This window comes from Hamadaea tsunoensis DSM 44101 (assembly GCF_000428945.1).
In the GTDB taxonomy this organism is placed as follows: Bacteria; Actinomycetota; Actinomycetes; order Mycobacteriales; family Micromonosporaceae; genus Hamadaea; species Hamadaea tsunoensis.
This window is the reverse complement of the sequence record NZ_AUAX01000036.1, coordinates 1-14043: the sequence shown is the minus strand read 5'-3', so window position 1 is coordinate 14043 and position 14043 is coordinate 1. Positions and strand designations below refer to the sequence as shown.

General features: G+C 70.1%; 8 protein-coding genes. 4 read left to right on the top strand and 4 right to left on the bottom strand.

What is annotated here, in order from left to right:
- The first annotated feature begins 143 nt into the window (after positions 1–143).
- Genes G401_RS50430 through G401_RS0134630 form a run of 3 tightly spaced genes read left to right on the top strand, consistent with a single transcriptional unit; the run spans position 144 to position 4235 of the window.
- On the top strand, positions 144–2171 hold the full coding sequence (locus tag G401_RS50430) for an APC family permease (RefSeq protein WP_084557952.1): 2028 nt from the start codon (positions 144–146) through the stop codon (positions 2169–2171).
- Between the two features lie 10 nt (positions 2172–2181).
- Positions 2182–3561, top strand: coding sequence for a sensor histidine kinase (locus G401_RS0134635; protein WP_027346107.1), 1380 nt, complete (start codon positions 2182–2184; stop codon positions 3559–3561).
- Positions 3558–4235, top strand: coding sequence for a response regulator (locus G401_RS0134630; RefSeq protein WP_027346106.1), 678 nt, complete (start codon positions 3558–3560; stop codon positions 4233–4235). The genes G401_RS0134635 and G401_RS0134630 overlap by 4 nt, the downstream gene beginning before the upstream one ends.
- Positions 4236–4934: 699 nt before the next feature.
- Here G401_RS0134630 and G401_RS0134625 read toward each other — a convergent pair.
- The 3 genes from G401_RS0134625 to G401_RS0134615 are packed head-to-tail and all read right to left on the bottom strand — an operon-like array spanning position 4935 to position 6834.
- Positions 4935–5606 (bottom strand): hypothetical protein, encoded by a 672-nt coding sequence (locus G401_RS0134625; RefSeq protein WP_027346105.1) that lies wholly within the window; start codon positions 5604–5606, stop codon positions 4935–4937.
- Positions 5603–6478: an ABC transporter ATP-binding protein gene (locus G401_RS0134620; protein WP_027346104.1), complete on the bottom strand. Its 876-nt coding sequence runs from the start codon at positions 6476–6478 to the stop codon at positions 5603–5605. The genes G401_RS0134625 and G401_RS0134620 overlap by 4 nt, the downstream gene beginning before the upstream one ends.
- Positions 6475–6834 (bottom strand): GntR family transcriptional regulator, encoded by a 360-nt coding sequence (locus G401_RS0134615; protein ID WP_027346103.1) that lies wholly within the window; start codon positions 6832–6834, stop codon positions 6475–6477. Before G401_RS0134615 ends, G401_RS0134620 begins: the two co-directional genes overlap by 4 nt.
- Positions 6835–7139: 305 nt before the next feature.
- Here G401_RS0134615 and alaS point away from each other — a divergent pair, with 305 nt between their 5' ends.
- Positions 7140–9695 carry an alanine--tRNA ligase gene (gene alaS / locus G401_RS0134610; RefSeq protein ID WP_027346102.1) on the top strand — a complete coding sequence of 852 codons (2556 nt, stop codon included), beginning with the start codon at positions 7140–7142 and terminating at the stop codon, positions 9693–9695.
- Positions 9696–9748: 53 nt separating this feature from the next.
- Here the strand turns inward: alaS and G401_RS53695 are convergent.
- A partial coding sequence (locus tag G401_RS53695; RefSeq protein ID WP_027346101.1) for a polymorphic toxin-type HINT domain-containing protein occupies positions 9749–14043 on the bottom strand: 4295 nt, incomplete at its 5' end.

Below are 14043 nucleotides of genomic sequence, written 5' to 3'. Positions count from 1 at the left end.
CCCTACGGGGCCGCCCGGTTTCTTGACGCTTTCCCTACGCGGGGTCCGGGCGGGCGCCAACAGTCCGTCAAGAAGGTCCGGGACGTCGTCAAGAAGTCATCAAGATCAGGTACGCGCGCGCCCGCGCCCGGTGCACTGGAGGTGTGCTGGATCTGAAGAGGGTCGTGGTCGGCCGCCCGTTGCGCAGCGACCGGCTGACGGAACAACTGCTGCCCAAGCGCATCGCGCTGCCCATCTTCGCCAGCGACCCCCTGTCCTCGGTCGCGTACGCCACCCAGGAGATCCTGCTCGTCCTGACCCTCGGCGGGATGGCGTACCTGTACCTGGCGCCCTGGGTCGGGCTCGGCGTCATCGTGCTGCTGGGCGTGGTCGTGCTGTCGTACCGGCAGGTCGTGCGGGCGTACCCGAGCGGGGGCGGGTCCTACGAGGTGGCGAGCGAGAACCTCGGCCGCTCCGCCGGTCTCGTGGTGGCCGCCGCGCTGATGGTGGACTACATCATGACCGTCGCCGTCTCGGTGGCGGCCGGCGTGGACAACATCATCTCGGCGCTGCCGCAGCTGAACCCCTACCGGGTACTGGTCAACCTGGTCTTCGTCGCGCTGCTGGCCGCCCTGAACCTGCGCGGCGTACGCGAGTCCGGCCGGATCTTCGCCGTGCCGACCTACCTGTTCGTCGTCGGCATCCTCGCGATGATCGGTACGGGTCTCGTGCAGGTCGCGATCGGGCGGCCGCCGGTCGCGGAGAGCGCCGGGTGGCACATCATCCCCGCACCCGGGCACGTGGGGCTGACCGGTCTCGCCCTCCTGCTCCTGGCCCTGCGCGCGTTCTCGTCCGGCTGCACCGCGCTCACCGGCGCCGAGGCGATCTCCAACGGCGTACCGGCGTTCCGGAAACCCAAGGGGGAGAACGCCGCCCGGACGATGGCCGCGATGGGGATCCTGTCCATCGTGATGTTCGCCGGGATCACGGCGCTCGCTCTCATCGCGAAGGTGCACTACGTCGAGAACGCCTGCGACCTCGTCGGGTTCACCGGCAACTGCACCACGGACGCGCAGCGTACGGTCATCGCGCAGCTCGCCGCGGCCGTCTTCGGGGGCACCGGCTCGCCGTTCTTCTTCTACATCCAGACGGCCACGGCCCTGATCCTCATCCTCGCGGCCAACACCGCCTTCAACGGCTTCCCGCTGCTCGGCTCGATCCTCGCCGAGCACCGGTACCTGCCCCGCCAGCTGCACACCCGCGGCGACCGGCTCGCCTTCTCCAACGGGATCCTGCTGCTCGCGCTCATCGCGGGGGCGCTGATCTACGCGTACGCGGGGTCGGTCACGAGCCTCATCCAGCTCTACATCCTGGGCGTCTTCACCTCGTTCACCCTGTCGCAGACCGGCATGGTCCGGCACTGGAACAAGCTGCTGCGCGTCGAGCGCGACCCGGCCGCGCGCCGGCGTATGCACCACTCCCGGCTCATCAACGCCTTCGGCGCCTGCTTCACCGGGCTCGTGCTCGTCATCGTCACCGTCACGAAGTTCACGCACGGCGCGTACCTGGTCGTGATCGCCATCCCCATCCTGTACGCGATGATGCGCGGCATCCGCCGCCACTACGACCGGGTCGCGGCGGAGTTGGCGCCCGCTCCCGGCGGCATGGTCCTGCCCAGCCGGATCCGGGCCGTCGTGCTCGTCTCCCGCCTGCACCGGCCGACCATTCAGGCCCTCGCGTACGCGCGCGCGACCCGCCCCGACAGCCTCACCGCGCTGACGGTCGCGATCACCCCCGAGGAGGTACGCCATCTCCAGCAGGAATGGGACGAGCACGACATCCCGGTGCCGTTGACGGTCATCGACTCGCCGTACCGCGACATCACCGGTTCGGTGCTGGGCTGGATCGCCGAGCTGCACCGCGAACGGCCGCGGGACCTCATCGTGGTGTTCATCCCGGAGTACGTGGTCGACCGCTGGTGGGAACACCTGCTGCACAACCAGTCGGCGCTGCGGCTCAAGGCGCGGCTGCTGTTCCAGCGCGGCGTGATGGTGACGAGCGTGCCGTGGCAGCTGGAGTCCGCCGAGCCCGCTGCCGCTCCGGCCGGCTCGCCGGGCACCCCGCCGGACGCTCCCGCCCCGGCGGCCGAGCCACGGCCGGATGTGCCCGCGATCGCCGGGGCCACCCGTTAACTTGGCTGGTATGCCTCTGCCCGCGCGCCGCCCGGCCGCCACCCGCCGGCTGCTCGCCGGCTCGCTGGTCGCCGTGGCCGGCCTGGTCGGGCTGACCCTGGTCCTGCGGGGACTGCCCGTGGGAATCTCGCTGAGCAGCGTCGTGCTGCTGTACCTGGTCGTCGTCGTGGTGACCGCGGTCGTCGGCGGCCTGGCCGTCTCGCTGGCCACGGCCGTCGTCTCCGACCTGGTCGTCAACTTCTACTTCATCCCGCCCTACCACACGTTGAGCGTGGAGAGCCGGGACCACGTGATCACCCTGATCGCGTACGTGGCCGTGGCGGCGACGGTCAGCCTCGCCGTCGACGTGGCGGCCCGGCAGCGGGCGGCCGCCGCGCGTACCGGGATCGAGGCGGAACTGCTCGCCCGGATCAGTGCCGAACCGGTCGGCCAGGGCTCGACGCAGACCCTCCTCGACCACGTACGCGCGTCCCTCCACATGGACACGGCCGCTCTCCTCGACGACGACGGCACGGTCGTCGCGGCGGTGGGCGGTCAGGTCGGCGGGAACCGGGTGCTGTCGGTGGCCGCCGGGCAAGGGCTGACGCTGATCGTCGAGGGGCCGCCGATCTTCGCGCCCGATCCCCGGTTCCTCGCCCGGCTGGCGGCCGCCGCGGCGCGTACGCACCAGGCGGAACAGCTCGCCCTCCAGGCCGCCCACGCGACCGAGCTGGCCGAGATCGACCGGTTGCGGGCGGCCCTGCTCGCGGCGGTCGGCCACGATCTGCGTACGCCGCTGGCCGGGATCAAGGCGGGCGTCTCCGGACTGCGCGACCCCGACCTGGACCTCGCCCCGGCCGAGCAGGCGGAGCTGCTGGAGACGATCGAGGAGTCGGCCGACAAGATGGCCGATCTCGTCGAGAACCTGCTCGCCCTCAGCCGGCTCCAGGCGGGCGCGCTCAGCGTCCACGCCCGGCCGGTCGCGCTCGACGAGATCGTCGCGGCCGCCCTGATGCACCAGGCCGAACCGGTCGCCGTGGACCTCGACGTGCCCGACGACCTCCCCCTCGCGTACGCCGATCCGGGCCTGCTCGAACGCGTGGTGGCCAACGTCCTCGCCAACGCGCACCAGGTCGCGCCGGAAGGCGTACCCGTGCAGGTGATCGGGCGACGCGCGGACCGGAAGCTGCAGTTGCGGATCGCGGACCGCGGACCCGGGGTGCCCGCCGCGGACCGGGAGCGGATGTTCGTGCCGTTCCAGCGCTTGGACGACCGCAGCGCGCGCGGCGGGCTGGGCCTCGGCCTGGCCATCGCGCGCGGGTTCACGGAGGCGATGGGCGGGACGATCGTCGCGGCGGAGACGCCCGGCGGCGGCCTGACGATGATCATCACCTTGCCGGCGGCGCCATGACCCACATCCTGGTCGTCGACGACGACAAGCAGCTGCTGCGGGCGCTGCGGATCGCGCTGACCGCGCGCGGCTACGAGGTGAGCCTGGCGCCCGACGGGACCAGCGGGCTGCTCGCCGCCCAGCGCGGCCCGCTCGACCTCGTCATCGTCGACCTCGGCCTGCCCGACCTCGACGGCGTACGCGTCGTCGAGGCGCTCCGCGGCTGGTCGGCGACCCCGATCATCGTGCTGTCCGCCCGGCTCACCGAGGAGTCGAAGATCGACGCGTTGGACGCGGGCGCCGACGACTACGTCACCAAGCCGTTCGCGATCGGCGAGCTGCTGGCCCGCGTACGCGCCGCGCTGCGCCGATCGGTGCCGGTGGAGCAGATCCCGATCGTGCGTACGGACGCGTTCACCGTGGACCTGACCGCGCGGCGGGTACTCGGCGCGGACGGGACGGAGATCCGGCTGACGCCGACCGAATGGCACGTGCTGGAGATGCTGGTCCGCAACCCCGACCGGCTGATCACCCACCGGCAGATGCTGCACGAGGTCTGGGGACCGCGGTACGAGACGGAGACCAACTACCTGCGGGTGCACATGGCGAACCTGCGCCGGAAGCTGGAACCGGAGCCCAGCCGGCCCCGCCATCTGCGTACCGACCCGGGGCTCGGGTACCGCTTCACCCCCTGACCTTCGCGGGTTCAAGATCCACCCTCGGAACGCCCGACGCTCGGGTCGCGGTCATGCCGCGGCTGTGGTCGGCCTACCCCGGGCTTTGTCGTGACTGTCCGGTACGGGGGTGGGGTGGGCCGGTTCGTCGGTGATCGTTTGCGGCTGGGGTGTGGGTAGGGGGCGGTCTGCTACATGTGGGGCGCTGTGGATCTTGGGTGAGCTGCTTGATCGTCGGCTTTCTCCCGGGGTGTGGGAAGGATCTTCCGGTGGGTGGGCCGGGGTCGCCGTTTTCTTGATCGATGACGGGTGGGGTGTAAATCCGGCCCGATCTGCATGATCGTTTGCGTGTCAGGTGTAGCCAGGGGCGGTCAGCGTGCTCCAGAACCGTAAACGATCATGCACTCGGTGGCCGTTTTACACCTGAGCCGTAAACGATCACTCCTCCGGCCCGCCAGCGAGCACCCATATCGGATAGTCGCGACAAAGGCCAGTCGGCCCAGGAGCCGACCGGGCCGGAGTCGGACGGTAGCGACAAAGCCCGACGGGGCCGGGTCAGGCGGCGCCCCGGATCGTCGAGGCGTTCGGCGATCTTGCGCGAATGTCCGGGCATTTCCGGCACTCCGGACGAAATTCGGGACATTCGCGCAAGATCGCCGGAAGTCCGGGTGTACATATCGGACAGTCGCGACAAAGGTAAGGGCTGAGCGGGAACCCGGGTCAGGCGCGGCGGGGTTTGAGGGGGACGGTCCGGGCGAGGGCGTACCCGGCGGCGACGGCGCCCGCGATGCAGGCGAGCGCGGCCAGGACCGCCAGCGCGTACGGGAGCCGGAGGGCCAGGTTCTGGACCGTGAACGGGCTGGTCGTCCACAACGAGTTGAAGACTCCGTCGGTCAGCCAGGCGGGTGACGTCGTGAACGGCAGCAGAAACGTTGCGTACCAAGGGCCGTAGCGGTAGTACGTCACTCCGATGAGCCAGCCCGCCCCCATGTACGCGTAGTCCGTCAGCAGGTGCGCGAATCCGACCCGGCTGATGAGCGCTCCGTCGAGGCGGCCGGCGAAGCCGAGGTTGACGGTGATGGCGATCATCGAGATCAGCGCGTACGTGGCCCCGATCAGCGCGGCGAACACGGCCGTGCCGGTCATGTAGCGCCGGCGGCTGACCCCGTGCGCCACGTAGACCGGCAGGTTCACGATGACGAACAGCACGCCCATGACCGACAGGAAGTACTTGGGCGGGGCGAAGTTCGTCAGGCCGGCGTACACGGCGTCCTGGTCGGTCGTGTTCGAGACCATGATCTGCGCGGCCACGATGAAGAGGCCCATGATGATCCAGTAGATCAGGAACGTGTACCGGTAGTTGTGCCACATCGAGCGGAGGATCGGGCTCATCGGACGCTCTCCCGGGTGAGGTGGACGAACAGGTCCTGCAGTGCGACCGGACCCAGGTCGAGTTCGTAGGTACGCGCCCGGTCCCGCCGCTCGTCGTCGAGCGGGCCGAAGACCGTCGCCGACTTCGTGGCGCCCAGGGTCTGCGAGTTGAGCACGGTCAGCCCGGCCGTGAACGCGTCGACCTCGGCCGCCCGGCCGGTCACGGTGACGCCCCGCGCGCGTACGTCCTCGGTGTCGCCGGCCAGCACGAGCCGACCGCGGTCGATGATCACGACCTCCTCCAGCAGCCGCGCGACCTCCTCGATGAGGTGCGTCGAGAGGATGATCGTGCGCGGGTGCTCGGCGTAGTCCTCGAGCAGCGCGTCGTAGAAGGTGTATCGCGAGGGCGCGTCCATCCCCAGGTAGGCTTCGTCCAATATGGTCAGTGGGGCGCGGCTCGCCAGGCCCAGGACCGAACCCAGGGCGCTGCGCTGCCCCCGGGACAGCGCCTGCACCCGCCGGCGCCGCGGGATCTGGAAGACGTCGAGCAGGCGATCGGCGTACGCCTTGTCGAACCCCTCGCGTACGCAGGCGGCGAAGCCGACGACATCGCGTACGCGGGCGGAGGAGTACAGGTCGCCGCCCTCCCGGATCAAACAGATGCGGCTCATGACCGAGGGGTTCTCGAAGGGGTCCTGACCGTCGACGAGGACGCGGCCGGCGGCCGGGCGGCGGAACGCGGCCAGCACCGACAGCAGGGTGGACTTGCCCGAGCCGTTGCGCCCGAGCAGGCCGTAGATCTTGCCCGGGGCGAGCGTGAAGCTCAGCCCGTCGAGCGCCGTCACGTCGCCGTAGCGGACGGAGAGGTCGGCGACCTCGACTCCGAGGCTCATCGGGAGCCACCTTTCTCGATGTGCCGCACGATGTCGGCGAGGGGTACGCCGACCGCCTGCGCGTCGGCGATCATCGGATCCACCACGTCGGCGAAGAACCGCTCGCGGCGCTCGGTACGCAGACGCTCCGGCGCGTCGGGGGCGACGAACATGCCGATGCCTCGCTTCTTGTAGAGCACGCCTTCCTCCATGAGCCGCTGGAAGCCCTTGGCGGCCGTGGCCGGGTTGATGCGGTAGTAGGCGGCGTACTGGTTGGTCGACATGACCTGGTCGTCGGGGCTGAGAACGCCCCGGAGGACGTCGTCTTTGATCTTGTCCGCGATCTGCTGGTAGATCGGGCTGCGGTCGTCGAACACCGCGGGCCTCAGTCCGTCGGTTCTTTACTCATGTAATGAACCGTAGCAGTAACCAACCGCTGGGTAAAGCCGTCGTGCTGTAGGCTGGGCGACATGTCACAGGAGCAGCGGCGAGCTAGTCGCGCTGAGTCGGCGGCCGGGGACCTCGTCCTCGCCTGATCACTCGGCCCGGCTCGGCGAGACCTGCCCGCTTCTCCTTTTCTCCGTACGCCCGCAGACGGCCGCGCATCCGCGCGGCGGCGAGGCGCCCCGCGTCCAGCGGGTGCTGCCGGCGTCGGCCCTCTTTCGTTCCGAAAGGCCGACCCATGCGCTCCCAGCAGATCCGCGACACCTTCCTGGACTTCTTCGACCGGCTCGGGCACGTCCGCGTACCGTCGAGTCCACTCATACCCGACGATCCCTCGCTGCTGCTCGTCAACGCGGGGATGGTCCCGTTCAAGCCCTACTTCACCGGCGAACGCACGCCGCCCTGGCAGCGCGCGTCCTCCTTGCAGCGCTGCGTACGCACCGTCGACATCGAGCGCATCGGGCACACCACCCGGCACGCGACCTGCTTCGAGATGCTGGGCAGCTTCTCCTTCGGCGACTACTTCAAGGACGAGATCGTCCCCTGGGCGTACGCGCTGATGACCGAGGGGTTCGGGCTCGACCCGGATCGCTTGTGGGCGACCGTTTTCACGACCGACGACGACGCGTACGCGTTGTGGCGCTCGGTCGGCCTGCCGGACAGCCGCATCCAGCGCCTCGGTACCGAGGACAACTTCTGGTCGACCGGGCTGCCCGGGCCGGGCGGTCCGTGCTCGGAGATCTTCTACGACCGGGGCGAACGGTTCGGCCGCGACGGCGGCCCGGCGGCGAACAACGAGCGGTTCCTGGAGCTCTGGAACCTCGTCTTCATGAACCTGCGGCGCGGCGAGTCCGATGAGGACATCCTCGGCGAGCTGCCGCACCGCAACATCGACACCGGCCTCGGCGTCGACCGGCTGGCGATGGTCGTCCAGGGCGTCGAGCACATCACCGACACCGACCTCCTCCGGCCGACCCTGCTGCGGCTGGAAGAGCTGTCCCGCAAGGCGTACGCGGAGGCGACCGGGTCCGAGCGGGTGTCGTTCCGGATCGTCACCGACCACCTGCGGGCGGCGGCGTTCCTCATCGGCGACGGGATCCTGCCCGGCAACGAGGGCCGCGGCTACGTCCTACGCCGCCTGGTCCGGCGCGCGCTGCGGCACGGCGGCCTGCTCGGGCTCACCGAGCCGTTCGCGGCGGACCTGGTCGCGACCGTGGTCGAGAACCTGGGTGGCGTCTGGTCCGAGCTGTCCACCGGCGCGACCACGATCTCCGAGGTCGTGGCGCGGGAGGAGGAGGCGTTCGCGCGTACGCTGCGCCAGGGCGGCCGGCTGCTCGCGACCGAACTGGCGCGGACCGGGTCCGGCGGACAGCTTTCGGGTTCGACGGCGTTCACGCTGCACGACACGTACGGCTTCCCGGTCGAGCTGACCATGGAGATCGCGGCGGACGCGGGCCTGTCCCTGGACCGCGACGAGTTCGAGCGGCTGATGGGCGAGCAGCGGGATCGGGCGCGGACGCACCGGGGTGAGGGCGGCCAGGGCGGTCCGGTCGGGCTGCCGGCGACCGATTTCCTCGGCTACTCCACTCTGGCGGAGGAGGCGACGGTCCTCGGGCTGCTCGTCGACGGCTCCCCCGTTCCCGTGGTCACCGGCGGCCCGGTGGACGTCGTCCTCGACCGCACGCCGTTCTACGCGGAAGCGGGCGGCCAGATCGGCGACTCCGGCATCCTCGTGCTCCCTGACGGCGGCCGCGTACGCGTGGACTCCACCCGCTCCTCGGGCGGCGTATTCGTCCACTCCGGACGGTTGGACGGCGGGACGATCGCGGTCGGCGACCCGGTCACGGCGCGGGTCGACGCGGACCGCCGGCACGCGACCGAACGGGCGCACAGCGCGACCCACGTGCTGCACGCGACCCTGCGCGAGCACCTCGGCGACCACGCGCGCCAGCACGGTTCGCTGGTCGAGCCGGGCCGGCTGCGGTTCGACTTCGTGCACTTCGACGCGGTTGACCCGGGCCGCCTCGGCGAGATCGAGGACCACGTCAACCGGCGCGTCCTCGACAACCCCGCGGTACGCGTCTGGGAGGCGACCCGCGACGAGGCGCGCTCGGCGGGCGCGACCGCGCTGTTCGGCGAGAAGTACGGGGAGACCGTCCGCATCGTCGACATCGGCGACTTCTCCCGGGAACTGTGCGGCGGTACGCACGTCGGCATGGGCGCGCTCGCGGGCCCGGTACGCCTGCTCGGCGAGTCCTCGATCGGCTCCGGCGTACGCCGGGTGTCGGCGCTCGTCGGCGTGGACGCGCTGCGGCACGCGTCCCGCGAACGGGAGGTGCTGCGCGAGGTGTCCACCGTCCTCAAGTCCGATCTGGACGGTGTGGTTCCCCGGCTGGCCGACCGGCTCGGGGCACTGGCGGACGCGGAACGGCGGCTCTCGGCGTACCGGCGGAAGGAGCTGGACGAGCTCGTGGCGCGACTGACCGGACAGCGGGTGGCGCGCGGGCCCGGGTGGCTCGTGACCGGGACCGTCGCGGACCTGACGCCGGCGGAGCTGCGCGCGGTGGCGACCCGCGTCGCGAGCGACCTCGGTACGCCGGGGACGGTGGTGCTGGGGCAGGTCGTGGACGGCAAGGCGCAGCTGATCGCGGCGGTGAACGACGACCGGGTGGCGGTCGAGCTGCTGCGCGGTCCGGCGCGGATCGTCGGCGGCGGCGCGGGCGGGACGGGACCGGTGGCGACGGCGGGCGGCCGCGACGGTACGCGTCTGCGGGAGGCACTGGCGGCGGTGTGACACAGGAGGGCGGAGCCGATGCGGCTCCGCCCTCCTCCGCCGACCTCGCGGGGTTACGGCGAACCGGAGTTGCGGCGGTTGCGCCAGGCCTGGAAGCCCCGTTTCACCTTTCCGGCCACGATCACACCGGAGATGAGCACGGTGCCGACGATGTCCACGTTCCCGTGCCCGTGATGCACGACGTTGTCGATCCCGGTGTTGATGTTCTTGGCGACCGTCGGCACGCCCTGCTGCTGGCGCTTGCCTTCGTCACTGAGCCGCTTGTAGTCGTTGATCTCGTCCTGCTTGACCGATTCACCCTCTTCCTCCCCGGTACGCTTCGGCGGCCGCACGCGGTCCGGGCAGGTGCACCCGGCCGGGTCGCGACCGGGCAGCGCGGTCGATCCGTGGACCGGGCAGGTGTTCTCGTTGTGCACCAGGATCGGCGTGCCCTCGGCGAGGACGTAGTAGGTGTGCACGCCCTCGATCGTGAGGTCGCGCATCTCCTGCTTGCCCGTCGAGAGCTGGACGTCGACGACTTCCAGCGTGGTACGCCCGGCGGTGTCGCGCAGACGGGTTCCGGCGGTGAGGTCGGCCGCGTCGGACCAGTCCTTGCGGTCGGCGTTCCAGAACGGGTGGTGCTGCGTCGTGTGCAGGACCGTGGTCTTGCCGGACTTCGCGTCCTTCACGGTCACGTCGGCGAGGTCGGTGTCGCGGTTGACGTGGACCTCGGTGACCTTGTGCGGGGTGGTCTTGCCGGTGATCGGGTCGGTCGCCAGGACGACGTCGCCGACCTTGACGTCCTTGATGGCCTTGGACGTCCCGTCGGCCATCAGGACCGAGGTGGTCGGCAGGAAACTGTGGCAGCTCTTGGCCGCCCGGCCGCCGACCGCTCCGGTCATCGCCCCGATGCCGCCGGAGATCGCCACGCCGGTCAGGTCGACCCGGCCGGTGGTGGCGTACTGGGCGCCGGCGTCGGTGACGGCACCGGACACGAATCCGGCGAGCATCCGGCCGCCGAGTTTGGCCCCGAAGCCGCCCATGGCGCTGGCGAGCTTGCCCGCGACCAGGCCGCCGACACCTCCGGTGGCCAGGCCGATCCCACCCTGCAGGGCACCTTGGCCGAGCGACCCCAGCGCGTCGCCGAAGCTGTGGATGTTGCCGGTCGCGGCGTCCTTGCCGAGGTTGATCAGTGCCGCGGCACCGATCGCGCAGGCGGCCGCTCCGACGCCCGCGGTGATGGCGGTGCAGGCCAGTCCGGCCGCCACGCCGGCGACGATCGCGCCGATCTGGATGATCGCGTCCTTGTGTTCCTTCACCCAGGTGGCGCTGGCGTTGTAGGCGTCCTTGACGGAGTGGGCGACGCTCTTGGCGGCCTTGGCCACCCTCTGGACGACATGGGTCGCCGCCTGCTTCACCCGGTGGTAGACCTGCTTGAGCTTCTGCTTGAGGTGGTTGACCTGTTTGCCGACCCAGTGTTTGGCCCGCTGGTAGGTGTGCTTCACCCAGTGCGTGGCCTTCTTCACCACATGCCGTACATAGTGGACGGCTCTGTGCACCGCGCGTTTGACCGCCCGGGCGACCTTGTGGATCGCCTTCTTGACCTTCTTCACGGCCTTCTTGACCGCGTGTGAGACCTTGTGCGCCACCTTGGTCGCCGCGTGCCAGGCCGAGTGGGCGTACATGGAGGCGTAGTTGAAGGACGAGCTCGCATAGTGCGAGACCGCGTGCGAGACCTTCTTGACGGCCTTCTTGATGGCCTTGATCGGGTTCCAGCCCCAGTGCCCGGTCGGGTCCGTGGTCATCAACGGGTCGCCGTCGCCGTACTGGTAGCGGTTGGCGTCGATCGAGTCCGGCAGCGGGTCGTTGTCGGCCGTGTCGGGGTTGTCGAACTGGCCGATCGCCGGGTCGTACCAGCGCGACAGCATGTTCACCCGGGCGGTCGTCGGATCGGTCCACTCCGACTGGAAGCCCAGGTTGCCCAGCTTGCTCGCGGTGCTGACGACATTGCCCAGCGGGTCGTACGCCGTCGAACCGCTCAGCGCCGTCCCGGCCGCCGTGAACTGGCCCACGACGTCCGTGTGCTGGTCGGTCCAGGCGAACACGGCCGTGCCCGCCTTCACCCCCACCACGTCGCCGTCGGGGTCGCGGCTGTAGGTCGCCGCACCGTCCGAGGCGACGTCGTTGCCGGCCCCGGAGTACGCGAGGGTGGTCGAGCCCGAGGTCAGGACCCGGCCGAGGCCGTCGTAGGTGTAGTTCTGCGTACCGATGCGGGTCTGCTGGCCGTACGCGTCGCTGGCGTAGGTCTCCGTCGACCCGCTCGCCACCGCCGAGGCCATCGTCCCGCGAGCGGTGTACGCGTATGTCTTCTGCCCGTCCCCGGTGAGCTCGTCGCGCTCGTCGTAGACGAGGAACCGGCCGCCGATCTGCGTCCGGTTGCCGGAGGAGTCGTACGCGTACGTCGTGGTGGTGGTTCCGTTGTTCCACGACGTCAACCGGCTGGCCCAGTCGTAGGTGTAGGTGTTGGTGCTCGAACCGGTGAAGCCGGTCGTCGTCTTGGACGTCTCCCGGCCGTTGAGGTCGTAGCCGTAGGACACCGACGCGACCGTGGCATTGGCCGACGTCTTCAGCGTGTCCGACGCCAGGCGGCTGGCCGCGTCGTAGGTGTACGCGCGATAGCCGCTCGCCCCGTACGTTGCCTTCGTCAACCGGGACAGGCTGTCGTACCCGTAGGTGACGCTCTGCCCCGTGCTTCCGTCGTTCACCGTGACGAGCCGGTCGGCGTTGTCGTACGCGTACGTGCTCGTCCCGGCGGCGTCCTGGCGACTTGCGACGAGGCCGTCGGCCGTGTACCCGAAGGTCGACGCCCCCGAGTTGCCCGTGGCCGAGGTGAGCAGGCCGCGATCGCTGTAGCCGAACGTCTCCGTCGCGGTGCCGGCCTTGGCCGAGGTGAGCTGGCCGGCCAGGTCGTAGCCGAAGGACCGGTCGGCCGTGGCCGCCTCCGCCCCGGCACCGGTCTGGCTGATCAGGTTGCCCACGGCGTCGTACCCGTTGAGGATCGTGATCCCGCCGGGACTCGTCTGCTTGACCGCCTGCCCGGCGGCGTCGTAGCTCGTCGTCCAGGTGCGGTCGTTGGCGTCCGTGGCCGTGGCCGGTTCGATCTGCGATTCGGTCAGGCCGAGGGTGTTGTAGGTCGTGATGTGCTTGTTGCCGCGGCCGTCGGTGTAGCGGGTCCGGTGGCCCATCAGGTCGTAGCCGAACGACGTGACGATGTTGCCCGTCGCCGAGATCGGCTGCGTCTCCCCGGTGACGAACCCGGTCGCGTCGTAGGTGAACGTCGTGGTGTGCCCGAGCGCGTCGGTCGCGGACAGCTGGTTGCCGTTCGCGTCGTAGGCCGACGTGATCTGCGAGATCAGCGCTCCGGTGGAGCTGTACGCCTTCGCGGCGATCTCGTTGCCCAGCTCGTCGTAGACCGACGTCCGCTTCGACCCGTCGGGCATCGCGACCGCGGACTCGCGACCGAGATAGTCGTACTGGTAGGTCGTCGTGTTGCCGTACGCGTCCGTCGTCGCCGTCGCGTCACCGGCGTTGTTGGTCGTGAACGTCTGGTACGCGCCGGACGCCTGAGTGATCTTCTGCAGGAACCCGGCGGTGGTGTACGCGTACTGGGTGGTGAACGCCTGCCCGGTCGACCGCTCGGTCTGCGTCTGCGACGTCTCCCGGCCCACGAAGTCGTAGGTGGACTGTGCGTACGCACCCAGGGGATTGGTCGTCTGCAGCAGGTTGTCGTCCAGGTCGTACGCGTACCGGGTCACCGCCCCGTTCGGCTCGGTCGACTTCGCCACCCGGCCCAGCTGGTCGTAGACGAACGTCGTCGTCTTGCCGAGCTGGTCGGTCTGGGTGAGCAGCTGGCCGCCCCGGTCGTAGGTGTAGGACATCGTCGGCACGATCGGCGTACCCGATCCCGGCGGCGTGTACGACGGCTGCGTCGACTTGGCGACGCGTCCCTCGGCGTCCCGGGAGATCGTGGTGACCTGGCCGCTGGCGTCCTGGACCTCGACCTCGTCGCCGAAGGTGTCGAAGCCGGTGATGGTGACCGGCCGGGCTGAGACCGGCGTACCGCCGTTGGTCTCGGCGTTGACGGCCGGTCCGGTCGTGATGACGAGGTTGTCGTTCTCGTCGTACGCGTAGTCCGCCCGGTTCCCGAGGGGATCGGTCTCCGACAGCTGCAACCCGCGCTGGTCGTAGGTATACGTAGTGGTGTTGTAGGAATCGCCCAGCGGCCGCCCGGCCAGCCCGTTGCCGTACAGGGTGGACGCTTCGGCCGCGGTGATCGCGCGCTGGTAGACCTGGACGTTGCCGATGGAAC